Below are 17,486 nucleotides of genomic sequence, written 5' to 3'. Positions count from 1 at the left end.
TACCCCCCGAGGGTCGTGGAACCGCTGACGTGTCTTCGACGCCGGGGCGGGGCCGGACGTTGGGGAGGAGACGGTCCCGATGAGGTCACGGTCGGGACGCGGGAAGGACACCGGGGCGCGGCCGGTGTGCCGGTGGGGTCTGAGAGAGTGGGGGCATGAGCGCAACGGGTACGGCTGCGGGGCAGCACGTCGTCGTCATCGGAGCCGGGATCGCCGGTCTGGCCGCCGCCCACCGGCTGCTGGAGCGGGGCGCGCGCGTGACCGTGCTGGAGGCGTCCGACCGGGTCGGCGGCAAGCTGCTGCCCGGCGAGATCGCCGGCGTCCGGGTCGACCTCGGCGCCGAGTCCCTGCTGGCCCGCCGCCCCGAGGCGGTCGCCCTCGCGCGCGAGGTGGGCCTCGCCGGCCACCTCCAGCCGCCGGCCACCGCCACGGCCTCGATCTGGACCCGGGGTGCCCTGCGCCCCATGCCCAAGGGCCACGTCATGGGCGTACCGGGCACCGCCGCCGCCCTGGACGGCGTGCTCTCCGACGAGGGCCTCGCCCGCATCGAGCGGGACGCCGACCTGCCGCGCACGGAGGTCGGCGAGGACGTGGCGGTCGGCGAGTACGTGGCGGCGCGGCTGGGCCGCGAGGTCGTCGACCGCCTGGTCGAGCCGCTGCTCGGCGGGGTCTACGCCGGTGACGCCTACCGCATCTCGATGCGCTCGGCCGTCCCCCAGCTGTTCGAGGCGGCGCGCACGCACACCTCGCTCACCGGGGCCGTCCGCGAGATCCAGGCGAAGGCCGCCGCGAACCCGCGGTCCGGCCCGGTGTTCCTGGGCATCGCGGGCGGTGTGGGCCGGCTGCCGCTCGCGGTCGCGGAGTCGGTCCGCGCGCGGGGCGGCGAGATCGTCACCGGCGCGCCGGTGACGGAGCTGCGCAGGACCACCGCGCCGGAGGGCCCGGCCGGCGGCGCGCGGGCGGCCGGGCCGGGTCCGGCCTGGCGGGTGGTCGCCGGGGACCGGGTGCTGCACGCCGACGCCGTGGTCGTCGCCGTGCCCGCGTCCGCCGCGGCGGCCCTGCTGGCCACCGAGTCCCCCGGCGCCGCCGCCGAACTGCGCGCCGTCGAGTACGCCTCCATGGCCCTGATCACCCTCGCCTACCGCCGCTCCGAGGCCGCCCTGCCCGACGGCAGCGGCTTCCTCGTCCCGCCCGTCGACGGCCGCACCATCAAGGCGTCGACGTTCGCCTCCCACAAGTGGGGCTGGATCGCCGACGAGGACCCGGACGTGCTCGTGGTGCGCACCTCCGTCGGGCGGTACGGCGAGACGGAGGTCCTCCGGCGGGACGACGCCGACCTCGTCGCCGTCTCCCGGCGGGACCTCGCGGCGGCCACCGGCCTCACCGCCACGCCCCTGGAGACCCGCGTCACCCGCTGGACCGACGGCCTGCCCCAGTACCCGGTCGGCCACCACGCGCGCGTGGCCCGCATCCGGGAACACGTCGCCGAGCTCCCCGGCCTCGCCGTCTGCGGCGCCCCGTACGACGGCGTCGGCGTCCCCGCCTGCATCGCGAGCGCGCGGGCGGCGGCCGACCGGATCGGCGGCGACCCGCGCGGTGTGCAGGACCTCACCGCCCACCCGGTGCCGAGCCTGCACGGCGGAGCGGGAGAATGAGTGCCATGAGTGACGACGCCCCCACCACCGAGCCCGGCAGGATCCCGAACAAGGGCAAGCTGGCCAAGGACCTCAACGAGGTCATCCGCTACACGCTGTGGTCCGTCTTCCGGCTGAAGGACGCGCTGCCCGAGGACCGCTCCGGCTACGCCGACGAGGTCCAGGAGCTGTTCGACCAGCTCGCCGCCAAGGACGTCACGGTCCGCGGCACCTACGACGTGTCCGGTCTGCGCGCCGACGCCGACCTCATGATCTGGTGGCACGCCGAGACCAGCGACCAGCTCCAGGAGGCGTACAACCTCTTCCGCCGGACCCGGCTGGGCCGCGCGCTGGAGCCGGTGTGGTCGAACATGGCGCTGCACCGCCCCGCCGAGTTCAACCGCTCGCACATCCCGGCGTTCCTCGCCGACGAGACGCCCCGCGACTACGTCAGCGTCTACCCGTTCGTGCGCTCCTACGACTGGTACCTGCTGCCGGACGAGGACCGCCGCCGCATGCTCGCCGACCACGGCAAGATGGCCCGCGGCTACCCGGACGTCCGCGCCAACACGGTCGCCTCGTTCTCGCTCGGCGACTACGAGTGGATCCTGGCGTTCGAGGCGGACGAGCTGTACCGCATCGTCGACCTCATGCGCCACCTGCGCGCCTCCGAGGCCCGCCGCCACGTCCGCGAGGAGGTCCCGTTCTACACGGGACGCCGCAAGTCGGTGGCCGACCTGGTCGCCGGCCTCGCCTGACACACGCGAAAGGCCCGGCCGGTGCAAGACCGACCGGGCCTTTCGGGGACCGATTCCTCCGCCCTCCTCCGGGCCCCGTGACCGGGCTTCCCGGCCGGGCCAGCGGGACCGGTTCTCCGCGCGGGCTCTCGGCACCGGTTTTTCGCCTGGGCTTTGGGGACCGGTTCCTCGGGACCGGTTTTTCGCGCGGGCTTTCGGGACCGGTTCTTCGCGCGGTTCCTCGGGACCGGTTCTTCGCCCGGTTCCTGGGCACCGGTTCTTCGCCCGGTCCCTCGGCACCGGTTGTCCGCTCGGCTCCCCGGGGCCGGTTCTCCGCCCGGGCCCGAGGGACCGGCCCTTCCGGCCGGGGAGGCCCGGCCGGAGGAACCGGTCAGCTCTTCGCCCGGGCCGCCTCCCGCGCGGGGTGGTCCGCCGGCGTCGGCTCCGGGCGCGCCGCGCAGGCCGCGCGCCGCGCGGGCAGCCGCCCTTCCAGCAGGTACGCCTCCACGTGGCCGTTGACGCAGCGGTTCGGACCGCCGGCGATGCCGTGCGTGCCGGCGTCCCGCTCCGTCACCAGCACCGAGCCCGACAGACGCCGCTGCATCTCCAGGGCCCCCTCGTAGGGCGCGGCGGCGTCCCGCTCGGCGGCCAGGATCAGCGTCGGCGGCAGCTCGCCCGGCCCGGTCCGCACGTCCAGCGGCTGCTGCCGGGGCGCCTGCCAGTACGCGCACGGCAGGTTCGCCCACACGTTGTCCCAGGTCTCGAACGGCGCCACGCGCGCGATCCGCGTGTTGTCCTGGTCCCACACCCGGAAGTCCGTCGGCCAGGGCGCGTCGTTGCACTCCACGGCCGTGTAGACGGCGCTGGAGTTCTCCGCCGCGGCGGCGGCCTCCCGCACCGGTGCGGCCAGCGCGACGAGCGGCTTCGGGTCGCCGTTCAGGTACGCCGACAGGGCGTGGGCGCGGGACGGCCAGTGGTCGTCGTAGTACCCGGCCTGGAGGAAGGCGCCCTGCAACTGCCCCGGCCCGACCGTCCCGCCGGCCGGCTCCGCGGCCAGTCTCGCCCGCGCCCGCTCGTAACTGCGCAGCACCCGCTGCGGGGTGTCGCCCAGCTCGTACACGTCGTCGTGGCGCGCGACCCACTCCCGGAAGTCCGTCCAGCGGCTCTCGAACGCCACCGACTGGGCGAGGTTGTTGCGGTACCAGACCTGCGCGGGGTCCGGGTTCACGGCCGCGTCGAACACCATCCGCCGCACGTGCCCCGGGAACAGCGTGGCGTACAGCGCCCCGAAGTAGGTGCCGTACGACGCGCCCATGAAGGTCAGCTGCTCCTCGCCGAGCGCGGCCCGCAGGACGTCCAGGTCACGGGCGTTGTTGAGGGAGGTGTAGTGGCGCAGGGCGCCGCCCGCCCGCTCGGCGCAGCCGCGCGCGTAGGCCTTCGCCTGCGCGATGCGCTCCTGCTTGTAGGACTCCGACGGGTGCGTCGGCGACGGCGAGGGGGCCTTGACGAAGTGCCGGGGTTCCTGGCAGGTCAGCGGTGCCGAGCGGCCGACCCCGCGCGGCTCGTAGCCGACGAGGTCGTACGCGGCCCCGACGCGCTTCCACGCCGGCAGCGTTCCGGCCATCGGGAAGGGCAGGCCGGAGGCTCCCGGTCCGCCCGGGTTGAAGACCAGCGCGCCCTGCCGGGGCACCCGGCGCTTGGCGTTGCGCGGGTCGCGCTGGGTGGCCCGTACGCGGCTGACGGTCAGCTGGATCTGCCTGCCGTTCGGCTGCGCGTAGTCGAGCGGGACGGTGACCGTGCCGCACTGCACACCGCTCGGGGCCTCGGGCGTGCCGGAGCACTTCCCGAAGACGATGCCCTCCTGCGCGGCGCGCGCGGCGGCGAGCGCGACGCCGGAGCCGGCGACGTCACTCGGGGCACCGCCCGCGGGAGCGGCGGAGAGGGTGGTCAGGAGCAGGGCTCCGGCGGCCGGGTAGAGGGCGGCAGCTCTCATCGCGTGTCCCTTCGGTGCACGGCGGCGACAAAAGGGATGTTTGGTGCGTCGGTTGGGGAAGGCAAGCACCGGCCGGGGGTGTCGGCGTCAATGCCCCGTGTGCGCCCCTCGGCACCCGGATGCGCCCCGTCCACCCGGGCCCCTCCGCACCCTCCGGGCGAACGGGGCGCATCCGGCCGTGGGCCCTCTCCGGGCGGCCGGCGGGAGCCCGGCTACCGGCGGCCCGGGTCCCGCGTCCGTCCGTACGGCTCGTGATGGCCGAAGGCCGCCCGCAGGTCCGGCTCGCCGACCGCCCGGATCCCGCGGACGGCGACGCAGGTCAGGTAGGTGCGGTCGTCACCCGCGGTGTCGCCCGTGCCGGCGCCGTCCGCGTGTCGCGCCAGCGCGCCCAGCAGGCGCCGGCCGGCCGGGGAGGCCCAGCGGGAGTACGGGTGCACCTCGACCCGGGCTATGGCCAGACAGCTCAGGGTGAGCGCCAGGGGCAGCGCGAACCAGAGGGCGACCAGGGTGCGCGGCATGTCCGGGGGGACGGGCGTCAGCAGCGCCGCGGCGCCCAGCGCGAGTACGGCCCCGGCGGCGGCCCGCACCTGCCGCACTCCGGCCGCGACCGTCGTGCGCAGACCGTCGGGCACGGCGAGGCCGGCGCCGACCAGCCGGTCGGCGAGGCCGCGCACCGCGTCCGCCGCGGCGGCCGCGGACCGCACCGGCGCGATGGGGGACTGTCCCTCCGGCCCGATGGCCCCGATGACCGACCGTTCCATCTCGTCGCGCCCGCGCGGGTCCACGACGGTCGCCCAGCCGGTGCGGGCGAGCAGCAGCCGCCGCTGCCGCGCCATGGAGACCAGGGTGAGGTCGGCGACCCGGCTCGGGCCCCCGGAGAGGAACGCGGCCTCGTAGAGCGTCAGGTCATGGTCCTGACCCGCGTCCACGTCGACGGCCGCCGCCCGTACGGCGGCCAGGCACAGGCGGGTGCACGCCGCGCCGGCGACGGCCCAGGCCACGAGGAGGAGAAGGACCCAGAACATGCCGCGTTTCTATGCCAGACGCACAGGGAGCGCCATGCCTTGTTCACGATCCGGACCGAGCGTTGTCGGTCTGTGACGTTCCGTTTCCGTTCGTCCCGCCGGGGCGCCCGCCGGAACGGCGGAGCGGACCGGGCGACCGGACGACCAGAAGCCCGGGCGGCTGGGCGTCAGGCCCGCCGTCGCGGCCGGTGTCCCGGCCGCGGACCGGGCGGAGCGCACGTGATGCGGACGCGGTACGCGCGCGTGACGCGGACGCCCTGCGGCGCGGTGCCGGTGCGGCGCGCACGAGATGCGGGCGCGGTGCCGGCGCGGTGCGGGCGCCGCCGCCCGGACGCGTCACCGCCGGATCAGCGACCGTCCCATCCGCGCCCACCACGACCGCGGCCGCGGCGCCGGTCCCGACCGGTCCAGCCACCACCCGCGCAGCTCCCGCCGGGCCCGGTCCGCCATCGGCGGCCCGTCGAGCAGCACCTGCTCCGCGAAGTCCAGCGCGTCCCGCCGGTACCCGCCGCGCATCGGGTGGCCCTGGGCGTACGCCATGAACGCGGCCCGGTATCCGCCGCCGAGGATCAGTGGCAGATCCGGCGCCACCTTGGCCACCACGTCGGCCCGCTTGGCGGCCAGGGCCCGCGCCTGGACGCCGATCCGCGCCCGGTCGAAGCCCTCGGGGGCCGGGGTCCCGGCGACCAGGGCGGAGAGCAGGGCGGTCTGCGCGAGAGCGAGCCGCCGGCGGGTCGTGTCCGGCACGGCGGCGACGGCGCGCTCTCCCGCGGGCGTGCTCCCGCCGCCCGCGGTCGTGGCCCCGGCGGCAACGGTTGCCGTCCCGCCGACGACGGGTGCGGTACCTGCGGCAACGGGTGCGGTCCGGCCGGCAACGGGTGCGGTCCGGCCGCCGACGATCGCGGTCCCGCCGCCCGAGGTCGTGGTCCCGCCGCCCGAGGTCGTGGTCCCGGCGGTCCGGGGAGCGGTCCGGGTCCGGGTGCCCTCGGTCACGGCCGCCCGGATCGACGCCAGTTCCCGTTCCAGTTCCGCCGGTTCGGGGAAGTTCTCGTCGCGCTCCAGCAGCACGCCGGGCGGCGTCACCCGCGAGGTGAGGTCGGTCAGGATGTCGAGGACCGGGCGGGGCACCGGGTGGGCGTGGCTGTCGTGCCAGACGCCGTCCCGCTCGAAGCCGCCCGCGACATGGACGTAGGCGATGGCCTCCAGCGGCAGGTCGGCGAGGGCCTCGGCCGGGTCCTCGCCGCGGTTGACGTGGTTGGTGTGGAGGTTGGCGACGTCGATGAGCAGGCGTACGCCGGTGCGGTCGGCCAGGTCGTACAGGAACTGGCCCTCGGTCATCTCCTCGCCGGGCCAGGCGAGCAGCGCGGCGATGTTCTCGACGGCGAGCGGCACCGGCAGCGCCCGCTGTGCGATGCGCACGTTCTCGCACAGCACGTCGAGGCTGTCCCGGGTGCGCGGCACCGGCAGCAGGTGCCCGGCCTCCAGCGGCGCGGAGGCGGTCGGCGGGCCGCCCGCCCGGACGAACGCGATGTGCTCGGTGACCAGCGGGGAGCCCAGCGCCTCCGCCCGCTCGGCGAGCGCCGTCAGCCGTCCCTCGTCGGGCCGGTCCGCGCCGCCGAGGCCGAGCGAGACGCCGTGCGGGACGACCGTGACCCCGCGCTCGCGCAGCCGCAGCAGGGAGGCGGGGAGGTGGCCGGGGCAGATGTTCTCGGCGACGGCCTCGACCCAGTCGATGCCCGGCATCCGCTCCACCGCGTCCGCGATCTCCGGCCGCCAGCCGATTCCCGTTCCGAGCCGTGTCCCCGTTCCGAGCCGTGTCATCGTCCCCTCCTCCGTCCGGTCCCCCTCCGTGGTGACGGGGATATCGCCCCCTCGCCCCGGACCGAACCGCCCGCCGCCCTCCTTCAGAGCAACATTTGAGGTTCCACGGTGTGGACGAACGGCCCTACGGCCGGCGGAGGGCGGGATGGTCGGCGACCACCGTGCAGCTGCCGGGCGCGATCTCGGTGAACCCGGCGTCCCGCACCACCGGCAGCCCGCTCGCCGTCAGCTCCCGCCACCGCTCCGGACGCGCGGTGCGCACCGCGAGCGCGAACCCCGCCGCGCGCCAGGCCGCCCGCTCCTGCGGCGACAGCTCCCACCAGGCGAGCTGCGCGCCGTGCCCGGCCTGCGCCATCGCCTTGCCCGCCGACATCTGCACCTCGGGGCTCATCCAGAGCACCGGCAGTCCCGGATCAGCCTCCGCCGGGGCCTGCGGATCGTCGAGCTCGGTCCCCGACACCTGGAGCTTCGCCAGCTCCTTGGGCCATCCGTCCAGCGGCACCGGCGGGAACACCCGCACCTCGGCCGCCTTCCCGGTCACCGTGATCCCGGGCAGCGCCCCGGCCCGCCGCCACTCGGCTCCCCGGGCCCGCCGCACGACCTTCCGGATCCGGGCGTCCTGCCAGTCCCGCACGGCCTCCGCCCACTCCCCGTCGCCGGTGGAGCGCTCGTCGCTCAACAGCACGAGCACCGCCCGGGCGGCGGTCTCCAGCGCGTCGGTGCGGGCGGGAGGCTCGGCCCGCTCCAGACGGACGACGAGGGGCAGCACGAACTGGGGGGCCTCGTCGCGCGGGTTCGGCTCGGTCTGGAAGGGACTCTCACTCACGGGCGCAGGGTACTCGACCGTTCCCGAAGACCTCCGCGGGCCGTCCCGAGCCACCCGCTCAGCCCGCTCAGCCCGAGCAGGCCGTGCGCTGCGCCTCCTGCCACTCGCAGACGGGGCACAGCGTGATCCCCTTGTACGACTCCGGGTACTCCGTCGGCTCGCGGCACAGCACGCACTCGGCGTACGGCGGCCCGTCCGCCCGGGGCGGCCGCGTGGCGTCTATCAGGCAGTATCCGGTGTCGCCGTCGTCGTCGCTCATGACTCCAGCGTACGAGAGCGCGGGCCGTTCCCCACGGGCCAGTTCACCGCCGGCCCGTCCTCCACGCCGGCCCGTCCTCCACGCGGGACCTCCCTCCACACGGGCCCGCCCACGTCGGCCCGTTCACCGCCCGCCCTGCGCGGTGCCGATCAGCTCGGACACCCGTACGAACCGGTAGCCGCGCCGGCGCAGCTCGGGCACGATCGCGCGCACCGCCCGCTCGGTGGCCGGGGCGGCGCTGCGCGTGCAGTGCAGGACGACCACCGAGCCCGGCCGCACCCCCTCCAGGACCTGCCGGGCCACGGCGTCCGCGTCCGTCGCGAAGGCGTCCCCGCCCACCACGTCCCACTGCACGGCGGTCACGCCGGTGCCGCTCACCGCCCGCAGCGCGCGCCGGTCGTAGCAGCCGCCGGGGAAGCGGAAGTAGGGCCGCGCGTCGGGGATGCCGGCCCTGCGGAAGGCCGTGTACGCCCGTTCCACGTCGGCCCGCATCCGGTCCTCCGGCACGGTCGGCAGGCCGTAGCAGTCGTCGGTGAAGGCGTAGTGGCTGTAGGAGTGGTTGGCGACCTCGAACAGCGGGTCGCGGCCGATGGTGCGCGCCTGGTCCGGGTACTCCTCGGCCCACCGGCCCGTCATGAAGACGGTGGCCGGCACCTCCAGCGTCCGGAGCGCCGCGATCAGCTCCGGGTTGTCGAACCGCTCGCCGGCGGCCGCCCGCGGGCCCTGGTCGGCGGTCATGTCGGCGTCGAAGGTGAGGGCGACGGACCTGCCGTGGGTGCGCGGGGCGTGCGAGAAGACGGAGGCCAGGCCGCCCGGGCCCGGGGCGAGCGTGGGCGGCCCGGCCGGTGTCGAGGAGGGCGGGGCGGGGGCCGGGCGGGCGGGCCGGGGCGCCTGGTGGGTGCCGCAGGCGGCGAGTGCGGCACCCAGGACGCAGAGGGCGGCGAGACGGCGTACGGGAGCGATCACCCTGTGACGCTATGAGGGGAGAACCCCTAATTGTGTGTAAATATGCGCGCGCCTGTCATCGTGTCACCCGCCCGGTCCACTGCCCTACCGGCGCCAGGGCCCCGTCACCGCGAACGTCGTCCCCGGCGTGTAGCAGTTGACGTACATCGTCCGGCCGTCGGGGGAGAAGGTGACGCCGGCGAACTCGCCCCACTCCGGCTCCTCGGCGGTCCCGATGTTCTGCCGGCCTCTGGCCATCGCGTACACCTCGCCGTGCCGGGTCACGCCGAAGACGTGCTGTGCGCCGTTGCCGTCCTCGCAGACCATCAGGCCGCCGCCGGGCGCGAGACAGATGTTGTCGGGGGACTCGCCGGGCAGCCGCACGTCCGTGGCCGGCCCGAAGACGATCACCAGGGTCAGCCGGCGCCGCTCCGGGTCGTAGCGCCAGATCTGGCCGTAGTGGTCGGCCGCCGAGCCGTCCGTGCCGCGCGCGAACGACGACACGAAGTACACGCTCCGTCCGCTCCAGTAGCAGCCCTCCAGCTTCTGCGCGTGCGTGATGCCGCGCGGGCCGAAGTCCTGGAAGCGGATGGCGGTCCCGGCGGCCAGCGGGTCCGGTACGTCGACCCACTCGATGCCGTCGAAGGCGGCGCCCGTCTCCTGGATCGACGACAGGTCCGCCACGCCCGGCACGCGCATCGCCTGGAGCCGGCCGCCGGCGCGCAGCGATCCCGTGCCGCCCAGCGGCTTCTCGGGCAGGAAGCGGTAGAACAGGCCGAAGGGCTTCTCGAACGCGTCCTCCGTCTCGTAGACCACCCCGCGCCGCGGATCGACCGCGATCGCCTCGTGCTGGAAGCGGCCCATCGCGGTGAGCGGCACGGCGCCGGTGCGGTGCGGGTCGGACGGGTCGACCTCGAAGATGAAGCCGTGGTCCTTGGCGTAGCCGTTGGTGCCGGCCCGGTCCTCCGTCTCCTCGCAGGTCAGCCAGGTGTGCCAGGGCGTGGGCCCGCCCGCGCAGTTGACGGCCGTCCCGGCGATCGCGACCCGCTCCGACAGCACCTCGCCCCGGTGGTCCAGCGTCAGGGCCGTGCAGCCGCCCTTGCCGGCCGGGTCGTAGGTGAGGCCCTCGACGGTGGGGACGGCGAGCGGTGCGGTGGGGCGGTTCTCGTGGTTGCGGACCAGGTGGACCCGGCCGCGCGGACCGGGCAGGGCCGCCATGCCGTCGTGGTGGGAGGGGACCGGGCCCTCGCCGGAGCGCAGCGGGTCGCCCTCCCGGGAGAGGACCCGGTAGCTGAAGCCCTCCGGCAGGTCGAGCAGGCCGTCCGGGTCGGGGGCGAGGGTGCCGTAGCCGGTGTGGCCGAGGTTCTCCGCGGCGGCGGTGTCGGCGAAGAGTTCCGGCAGGGCTCCGGAGAAGACGATGCCCGCTCCCAGGGCACCGGTGCGGGCGAGGATCTGACGGCGGGTCGTGGCGCTACGGGTTTCCGGCATGCGGGATTCCGGCATGGGGTGAAGACCTTCCTGCTGGCGGACAGGAACACTGACCCGCCGTGTCTATCACCCGCCGCGCGCCCCGGGAACCACGCACGGAACGCGCGTCACCGGGCGTCGGCCTGCGACGGGGGCGGCTGCTGCTGGGCCTTCTCCAGGAAGCGCAGCAGTTCCACGGGGAAGGGCAGGACCAGCGTGGAGTTCTTCTCCGCGGCCACCGCCACCACCGTCTGGAGCAACCGCAACTGGAGCGCGGCCGGCTGCTCGGACATCTGCTCGGCCGCCTCGGCCAGCTTCTTCGACGCCTGGAGCTCGGCGTCCGCGTTGATGATCCGGGCCCGCCGCTCACGGTCGGCCTCGGCCTGCCGGGCCATCGAACGCTTCATCGTGTCCGGCAGGGACACGTCCTTGATCTCCACCCGGTCGATCTGCACGCCCCAGCCCACGGCCGGACTGTCGATCATCAGCTCCAGGCCCTGGTTCAGCTTCTCCCGGTCGGACAGCAGGTCGTCCAGCTCGCTCTTGCCGATGATGGACCGCAGCGAGGTCTGCGCCATCTGCGAGACGGCGAAACGGTAGTCCTCGACGTTGATGACCGCCGCCGACGGGTCCACGACCTTGAAGTAGACCACCGCGTCCACCCGCACGGTCACGTTGTCGCGGGTGATGCCCTCCTGGGCGGGCACCGGCATCGTCACGATCTGCATGTTCACCTTGCGCAGCCGGTCGACGGCGGGGATCACCATCGTGAAACCCGGCGTACGGACCGTGCCGGCGACCCGGCCGAGCCGGAAGACCACCCCGCGCTCGTACTGCTTCACCACGCGGGCGCCCGCCACGAAGTACACGAATCCCCCGGTGGCCACCGCCGCGGCAGCCGGCAGCAGTTCCTGGAGCATGACGACCCGCCTCCCTGAGAGGACCGGAATGCCTGCTCCTGTAACGATATGTCCGCGGGCGGGTCCCGGGCCATCGCCCGGAACCCGCCCCGAGACGGACCGCCCACCGCCGGGCGGTCCGCCCACCGTCAGGCGGACGGCCCGCCCCTGAAGCGGACGGCCCGCCCCGAGGAGGACCGCCCGCCCCGAGGCGGACCGCGTGCCCGCTAGGCGGCCATCGTCAGCTTCACCGGCTCGATGCCGACGGCGCTGTGCCGCTCGGCCCACGTCTCCAGTGCCGTGCGGCAGGCGTGGTCGAGGTGGTGCAGGCCGGACAGGTCCAGTTCGACCGGGCGGTCCTGCGGCAGGGACTCCAGGCTGTCGAGGATCTTCGGCAGCCGCAGGAAGGTCGCGTTGCCCGACAGGGACGCCCGGACGGGCCCGGTGCCCTGGTCGACGACGTCCAGCCTGATGTGCGAGGCCTCCCACGCCGTCTTCACCACGGCGAGCGCGAGACCGATCAGGACGCCCTCGAACATGCTGACCACGACGATCGACACCGCCGTGACGGCCAGGATCAGCGCCTCGCCCCGGTGCTCGCGCCACAGCCCCGCGATCGCCCGCACCGGCACGAGCTTGGCCCCGGCGTGCACGAGGACGCCGGCGAGGGCCGGCAGGGGGATGTACGCGAGCACGTCCGGAAGGAACGCGGCGAACAGCAGCAGCCAGACGCCGTGCAGGACGCGGGACGCCTTGGTGCGGGCGCCCGCCTGGACGTTGGCCGAGCTGCGCACGATCACCGCGGTCATCGGCAGCGCGCCGAGCACCCCGCAGACGGCGTTGCCGGTGCCCTGGGCGACCAGTTCCCGGTCGTACTCGGTGCGCGGCCCGTCGTGCAGCCGGTCCACCGCCGCCGCGCTGAACAGCGACTCGGCGGAGGCGATCAGGGTGAAGGCGACGACGGTGGCGAGCAGGCCGACGTCCGCCAGTTCGCCGAAGGAGTCCAGGGACGGCGGCTGGATCGAGCCGAGCAGCCCCTGCACCTCGACGGTGGCCACGGGCAGCGAGAACACCAGCGCGGCCAGTGTCGCCAGGCCCACCGCGGCGAGCGGGCCGGGCACCGCGCGCACCGCCGCGGGCAGCCGCTTCCACAGCACCAGCACCGCGATGGTGCCGGCGCCGAGCGCGAGCGAGGCCGCCGCGGCGGTGGTGCCGAACGCGTCCACGAGCGCCTCGGGCAGCCCGGCGATCTTCTCCGGGCCGGAGTCCGGCGCCTTGGCGCCGACCATCGAGTACAGCTGGCCGGCGATCAGCACCAGCCCGATCCCGGCCAGCATGCCCTCGACGACGGAGACCGAGATGGCCCGGAACCAGCGGCCCAGCCCGAGGACGCCCATGCCGACCTGGAGCACGCCGGTGGCGAGCACGATCACACCGAGGGCGGGCAGTCCGAACTCCCGCACTGCCTCGAAGACCAGCACGGTCAGACCGGCCGCCGGGCCGGACACCTGGAGGCTGCTGCCGCGCATCAGGCCGGTGACGATGCCGCCGACGATGCCGGTGACGAGCCCGAGCTCGGCCGGCACGCCGGAGGCCACGGCCACGCCCACGCACAGCGGGAGCGCGACCAGGAAGACGACGAGGGAGGCGGCGAAGTCCTCCTTCAGGTGCGGGAACCGGGATATTCGCGAGGTGTTCCGTGGGGTCATCGCGGCGCTCACAGGGCCTCGAACGCGTCGGTGTCCGCGCGGTGTTCGCGTACGGCACCGGTGTGCACCTCGTAGTACCAGCCGCGCACCCGCAGCCGGCCGTCCGCCAGCCGCTTCTCCACGCACGGGTAGGAGCGCAGCCGCAGCAGCTGGGCGAGCACGTGGTGCTGCACCGCCCGCATCACCGTCGGGTCGTCGGGGTCGGCGGCCGGCGGCCGGCCCGCGGAGTGCGCGAGCCAGTCCCGGACGGCGGGTACGGCGTCGAGATCGTCGCCGCGCACCAGCGCGCCCACGGCACCGCAGTGGGAGTGGCCGCAGACGACGACGTCCTGGACGCCGAGGACCTCCACGGCGTACTCGATGGTGGCCGCCTCGCCGGTGGGGCGCTCGGAGCCGTACGGGGGCACGATGTTGCCCGCGGTGCGCAGCTCGAAGAGCTCGCCGGGCCGGGCACCCGTGATCAGGGCGGGCACGACCCGCGAGTCGGAGCAGGTGATGAAGAGGACCTGGGGGGACTGGCCTTCCGCGAGGCGGGCGAACTCCTCAGGGCGTTGTCCGAACGTACGGGCGTTGTCGATGAGGGGCTGCATATGTGGTGATTCCTCCTGGCGCGCCGTGGGGGGCGCGTCGGACGGGCAGGACAGGTGAAGGCACTGCTGTCTGCGTCTCTCTCAGCAGCGGAAGACCTGGAGCGCCGCCGGAGAGTGGCCCGTCGAGGATCTCGACGGGCGGTGGTGCGACGCGGCCGGCCCGCAGGGTCGGTGGGCGGCCGCGGGATCCCGCGCGGGCAGGGTGCGCTCGCGCTGCTGGGGTGCCGAGTCGGCCGTGGAGGCCGAGCGGTGGCGGTCACGGGTGCGCAAGGGGTCGTAGGAGGCCCCGGACCGGTCGCATACGGGAGACGTGACGGTCTCGTCACGCGGTGTCACGCTGGAGGGTGTGATTCCAGGCTGGGTCTTGGCCTTGGCCTGACGGACGGTGTGCGCGTGTGCGAAGGAGGGCGCGGGCGCGAAGAGTGGAAGGGTCAGGAGCACGGCGGCGAGGAGCGACACGACGGTCCGGACCGCCTCACCTCGGAACATGCGCCCCCCTCCGAGCAGTTCACGCGTCTAGTCCGGACCAAGTACTGGTCAACGGTTGGTCAAGAAACACGTTAACCCTGCAAAGTCGTTTGCAGGGTTAACTCGGCGTTTCGAGATGAACTGCGCCTCAAAAGCGAGGGCTGGATGGCGCGAACTGATCCTTGACCCGGCCGGGATGATCGACTATCAGGACTCGATCAGCCGCTGGGCGTCGCGGGCCAGCGCGGTCAGCCGGGAGATCGCCCGGAAGTACTTCTTGCGGTAGCCGCCGTTCAGCATCTCCTCGCTGAACAGCCGGTCGAAGGGCAGCCCCGAGGCCAGGACGGGCACCTCACGGTCGTAGAGCCGGTCGGCGAGGACGACGAGCCGCAGGGCCGTCGACTGGTCGGGAATCGGCCGCACGTCGGTGAGGCACACCGCCTTCAGGCCGTCGGTGAGGGCGCCGTAGCGGCTGGGGTGCACCCGCGCGAGGTGGTCCAGCAGGTGCGGGAAGTCGTCGAGGGAAGCGCTCGCGGTGGCGTACGCCGTCTTCGTCACCTGTTCGTCGGAGTACGGCGCCGGCGCCTCGGGCAGGCCGCGGTGGCGGTAGTCCTCGCCGTCGATGCGCAGGGCGCGGAAGTGCGCGGACAGGCCCTGGATCTCGCGCAGGAAGTCGGCCGCGGCGAAGCGGCCCTCACCCAGCTTGCCCGGCAGGGTGTTGGAGGTGGCGGCGAGCGCGACACCCGCCTCGACGAGCTTGCCGAGCAGGGTCGAGACGAGGACGGTGTCGCCGGGGTCGTCCAGCTCGAACTCGTCGATGCACAGCAGGCGGTGGCCGGAGAGGGTCTTCACCGTCTGCTGGAACCCGAGGGCGCCGACCAGGTTGGTCAGCTCCACGAACGTGCCGAACGCCTTGAGCGCGGGCTCCGCCGGGGTCGCGTGCCACAGGGAGGCCAGCAGGTGGGTCTTGCCGACGCCGTAGCCGCCGTCCAGGTAGACGCCGCGCGGGCCGGGCGGCGTCTTGGGCGCCTTCGCGCGGCCGAAGCCGAGGAAGCCCCGTCGGGCGCCGCCGACGGCGTGCGCCCCGCCGAGTCCGGCCGCGAAGCCCTCCAGCACCCCGACCGCCTCGGTCTGGCTGGGCTGGTTCGGGTCCGGGACGTACGTGCTGAAGCGCACCGAGTCGAACCGCGGCGGCGGCACCATCTCGGCGACCAGCCGGTCCGCGGGGACGTGCGGCTCACGCGCGCACAGGGACAGCGGGGCCGCGTCGGCTATCGGGCCGAGGCCGGGGGAGGGGGTGGAGGACGACACGGTTCCCCATGCTAAGCGCCGTGCCAGACTGCCTCGTATGCGACGCCTGTTCCCTGTGACCGACCAGACAGCGGCCGAGAGCCCGGACGAGGGCGGTGGGGCCCTCGGGGCCCCCGCCGCCACCGAGGAGCGCGCGGCCCGAGAGGCGCGAGACACCCGGGAGGCGCGAGAGGCCCACGAGGCCCGCAGCTCCCGGGAGTGGAGCCTGGACGAGCTCGCCGACGCCTACGCCTACCCGGATCCCGGGCCCGGGGAGCCGACGCCCTGGCTGCGGGCCAACATGGTCTCCACGCTCGACGGGGCCGCCCAGCACGACGGGCGCTCACAGCCCATCTCCAACGCCACCGACATGCGGATCTTCGGCACCCTGCGGGCCCTCGCCGACGTGGTGCTCGTCGGTGCGGAAACGGTTCGCCAGGAGGGGTACCGCCCCGCCCGGGTCCGGGCCGAGTTCGCCGGGCGGCGGGAGGCGGCCGGTCAGGCGCCCGTCCCCGCCATCGCGATCGTCACCGCGAGCCTGGACCTGGACTTCTCGCTGCCGCTGTTCACCGCGCCGGTGGTGCCCACCCTGATCCTCACGGGTGCCGGCGCCGCCCCCGACCGGATCGCGGCCGCGGAGAAGGCCGGCGCCCGCGTGCTGCTCGCCGGGGACGGCGCGGGGGTCGAGCCCGCGCGGGCCGTCCAGGTCCTCGCCGGACTCGGGCACACCCGGCTGCTGACCGAGGGCGGTCCGCGGCTGCTGGGCCAGCTGGTCGCCGCCGAGGTGCTCGACGAACTGTGCCTGACGGTCGCGCCGCTGCTCACCGCCGGGGACGCGCAGCGCATCGCGGGCGGTCCGTCGGTCGCGGTCCCGCGCCGGTTCACCCTGCTGTCCCTCCTGGAGGAGGACGGCTTCCTCTACGGGCGGTACGGCAGGGCCTGAGGCGACGGGGTCTGAAGCGACGGGTCCTGGAGCGAGGGGCCCTGGAGCGGCATGGCCCGAACCCGGGGGGACAGGAGAAAGGGCGGGTGGGATGCCGGTGTCGGAAGTGACGGAAAAAGCAGGTGTGACGCGGCGGATCCGGGGAAGGCGGGCACGGCTGCCCTGGTCCCGAATTCGGCGGAATATGCCGTTCCGGTTGGCTTCGGGCGGGCAGACTAGGACGGCAGAACCCGTGCGAGCGCGGGGCAGGATGGTTTCCGCAGGGCCGATCACGGCCACGGAGGACTGAGGGCCACGCGGGTCCTCGAAGGAGAATGAGGCGCTGGTGTTCACAAGCGTTTTGATGATCGAGAAGGCCCTGACGTCCGCCGACGTGGAGTTCGTCACCACCTTGCACGGGGACGAGCAGGTCTCCTTCCACGTGCTCCTCCAGCCGCGCGGCGACCAGGCCGACCGGCTGCTGCGGGCCATCGACGACATCGCGCTCGGCGAGCTCGACGAGGCCGTGCGCGAGGGGGAGACACCCGAGGGGGAGGAGGCCAAGAGCGTCGGACAGAGAGCCCTGGAGGTGTCCCTCACCGCGTTGCGCGCCGCGGGCAGCACGGCGCAGGGGCGCCTGGTCGACGACCATCCGCTGGACGCGCTCAAGACGGTCGTCGACGAGGTGGAGGCGGACGAGGTGATCGTGCTGACCGATCCGCACTACGTGGAGGAGTTCTTCCACCGGGACTGGGCCTCCCGGGCGCGGCACAAGGTGGGGGTGCCGGTGCTCAAGCTGTTCTCCCACAGCAAGGCGTAGGGCCTGTCGTCCGGCACGGCGTAGGGCCTGTCGTCCGGGGGCGGTCCCGGCACGCAATAGGCTGGGCACGCTCATCGTCCT

At 74.4% G+C, this 17,486-nt stretch carries 15 protein-coding genes; 4 read left to right on the top strand and 11 right to left on the bottom strand.

Translation table 11 applies throughout. The features are described from left to right. The first annotated feature begins 155 nt into the window (after positions 1–155). Positions 156–1,655, top strand: a complete 1,500-nt coding sequence (gene hemG, locus ACFYWQ_RS12135) for a protoporphyrinogen oxidase (RefSeq protein WP_389515372.1) — start codon at positions 156–158, stop codon at positions 1,653–1,655. Positions 1,656–1,660: 5 nt separating this feature from the next. After that, on the top strand, positions 1,661–2,392 hold the full coding sequence (gene hemQ, locus ACFYWQ_RS12130) for a hydrogen peroxide-dependent heme synthase (RefSeq protein WP_385073826.1): 732 nt from the start codon (positions 1,661–1,663) through the stop codon (positions 2,390–2,392). 370 nt (positions 2,393–2,762) lie between these two features. Here hemQ and ACFYWQ_RS12125 read toward each other — a convergent pair whose 3' ends face one another. The 11 genes from ACFYWQ_RS12125 to zapE all read right to left on the bottom strand — a co-directional run bounded on the left by ACFYWQ_RS12125 (position 2,763) and on the right by zapE (position 15,684). Beyond that, the gene (locus ACFYWQ_RS12125; protein ID WP_389515370.1) at positions 2,763–4,364 is read right to left on the bottom strand and encodes an alpha/beta hydrolase; all 1,602 of its coding nucleotides are present in this window, start codon (positions 4,362–4,364) and stop codon (positions 2,763–2,765) included. A gap of 212 nt (positions 4,365–4,576) precedes the next feature. After that, entirely contained in the window at positions 4,577–5,389 is an 813-nt protein-coding gene (locus ACFYWQ_RS12120) for a TIGR04222 domain-containing membrane protein (protein WP_389515368.1), read from the bottom strand. A 336-nt stretch (positions 5,390–5,725) separates the two neighbouring features. Continuing rightward, positions 5,726–7,210, bottom strand: a complete 1,485-nt coding sequence (locus tag ACFYWQ_RS12115; RefSeq protein ID WP_389515366.1) for a DUF692 domain-containing protein — start codon at positions 7,208–7,210, stop codon at positions 5,726–5,728. 124 nt (positions 7,211–7,334) lie between these two features. Further along, on the bottom strand, positions 7,335–8,036 hold the full coding sequence (locus ACFYWQ_RS12110) for a peptidyl-tRNA hydrolase (RefSeq protein ID WP_389515364.1): 702 nt from the start codon (positions 8,034–8,036) through the stop codon (positions 7,335–7,337). Positions 8,037–8,103: 67 nt separating this feature from the next. Continuing rightward, positions 8,104–8,295 (bottom strand): hypothetical protein, encoded by a 192-nt coding sequence (locus tag ACFYWQ_RS12105; RefSeq protein WP_385073812.1) that lies wholly within the window; start codon positions 8,293–8,295, stop codon positions 8,104–8,106. 123 nt (positions 8,296–8,418) lie between these two features. Beyond that, positions 8,419–9,261 (bottom strand): polysaccharide deacetylase family protein, encoded by an 843-nt coding sequence (locus tag ACFYWQ_RS12100; protein WP_389515362.1) that lies wholly within the window; start codon positions 9,259–9,261, stop codon positions 8,419–8,421. 84 nt (positions 9,262–9,345) lie between these two features. After that, positions 9,346–10,728 carry a PhoX family protein gene (locus tag ACFYWQ_RS12095; RefSeq protein ID WP_389515360.1) on the bottom strand — a complete coding sequence of 461 codons (1,383 nt, stop codon included), beginning with the start codon at positions 10,726–10,728 and terminating at the stop codon, positions 9,346–9,348. A gap of 107 nt (positions 10,729–10,835) precedes the next feature. Further along, positions 10,836–11,627, bottom strand: a complete 792-nt coding sequence (locus ACFYWQ_RS12090) for a slipin family protein (RefSeq protein ID WP_389515358.1) — start codon at positions 11,625–11,627, stop codon at positions 10,836–10,838. A gap of 206 nt (positions 11,628–11,833) precedes the next feature. Continuing rightward, the gene (locus tag ACFYWQ_RS12085; RefSeq protein ID WP_389515356.1) at positions 11,834–13,315 is read right to left on the bottom strand and encodes a SulP family inorganic anion transporter; all 1,482 of its coding nucleotides are present in this window, start codon (positions 13,313–13,315) and stop codon (positions 11,834–11,836) included. Between the two features lie 8 nt (positions 13,316–13,323). After that, the gene (locus ACFYWQ_RS12080; RefSeq protein ID WP_389515353.1) at positions 13,324–13,905 is read right to left on the bottom strand and encodes a carbonic anhydrase; all 582 of its coding nucleotides are present in this window, start codon (positions 13,903–13,905) and stop codon (positions 13,324–13,326) included. Between the two features lie 675 nt (positions 13,906–14,580). After that, positions 14,581–15,684 carry a cell division protein ZapE gene (gene zapE / locus ACFYWQ_RS12075; RefSeq protein WP_389515351.1) on the bottom strand — a complete coding sequence of 368 codons (1,104 nt, stop codon included), beginning with the start codon at positions 15,682–15,684 and terminating at the stop codon, positions 14,581–14,583. A 37-nt stretch (positions 15,685–15,721) separates the two neighbouring features. Between zapE and ACFYWQ_RS12070 the strand changes: the two genes are divergently transcribed. Together ACFYWQ_RS12070 and ACFYWQ_RS12065 are read left to right on the top strand one after the other, a co-directional pair. Next, entirely contained in the window at positions 15,722–16,606 is an 885-nt protein-coding gene (locus ACFYWQ_RS12070) for a pyrimidine reductase family protein (RefSeq protein ID WP_389515349.1), read from the top strand. Between the two features lie 325 nt (positions 16,607–16,931). Next, positions 16,932–17,405, top strand: coding sequence for an indole-3-glycerol phosphate synthase (locus tag ACFYWQ_RS12065; protein ID WP_389515347.1), 474 nt, complete (start codon positions 16,932–16,934; stop codon positions 17,403–17,405). Positions 17,406–17,486 lie beyond the last annotated feature (81 nt).

This window comes from Streptomyces sp. NPDC003247, assembly GCF_042888135.1.
Classification (GTDB): Bacteria; Actinomycetota; Actinomycetes; order Streptomycetales; family Streptomycetaceae; genus Streptomyces.
The sequence above is the reverse complement of the archived record's forward strand: the minus strand, read 5'-3'. Positions and strand labels throughout refer to the sequence as shown.

Coding starts and splice junctions, on each gene's coding strand:
- ACFYWQ_RS12070 (WP_389515349.1), top strand. CDS start 15,722: ATGCGACGCCTGTTCCCTGTGACCGACCAGACAGCGGCCGAGAGCCCG.
- ACFYWQ_RS12090 (WP_389515358.1), bottom strand. CDS start 11,627: ATGCTCCAGGAACTGCTGCCGGCTGCCGCGGCGGTGGCCACCGGGGGA.
- hemG (WP_389515372.1), top strand. CDS start 156: ATGAGCGCAACGGGTACGGCTGCGGGGCAGCACGTCGTCGTCATCGGA.
- ACFYWQ_RS12085 (WP_389515356.1), bottom strand. CDS start 13,315: ATGACCCCACGGAACACCTCGCGAATATCCCGGTTCCCGCACCTGAAG.
- ACFYWQ_RS12080 (WP_389515353.1), bottom strand. CDS start 13,905: ATGCAGCCCCTCATCGACAACGCCCGTACGTTCGGACAACGCCCTGAG.
- hemQ (WP_385073826.1), top strand. CDS start 1,661: ATGAGTGACGACGCCCCCACCACCGAGCCCGGCAGGATCCCGAACAAG.
- ACFYWQ_RS12105 (WP_385073812.1), bottom strand. CDS start 8,295: ATGAGCGACGACGACGGCGACACCGGATACTGCCTGATAGACGCCACG.
- ACFYWQ_RS12115 (WP_389515366.1), bottom strand. CDS start 7,210: ATGACACGGCTCGGAACGGGGACACGGCTCGGAACGGGAATCGGCTGG.
- ACFYWQ_RS12125 (WP_389515370.1), bottom strand. CDS start 4,364: ATGAGAGCTGCCGCCCTCTACCCGGCCGCCGGAGCCCTGCTCCTGACC.
- ACFYWQ_RS12095 (WP_389515360.1), bottom strand. CDS start 10,728: ATGCCGGAAACCCGTAGCGCCACGACCCGCCGTCAGATCCTCGCCCGC.
- ACFYWQ_RS12120 (WP_389515368.1), bottom strand. CDS start 5,389: ATGTTCTGGGTCCTTCTCCTCCTCGTGGCCTGGGCCGTCGCCGGCGCG.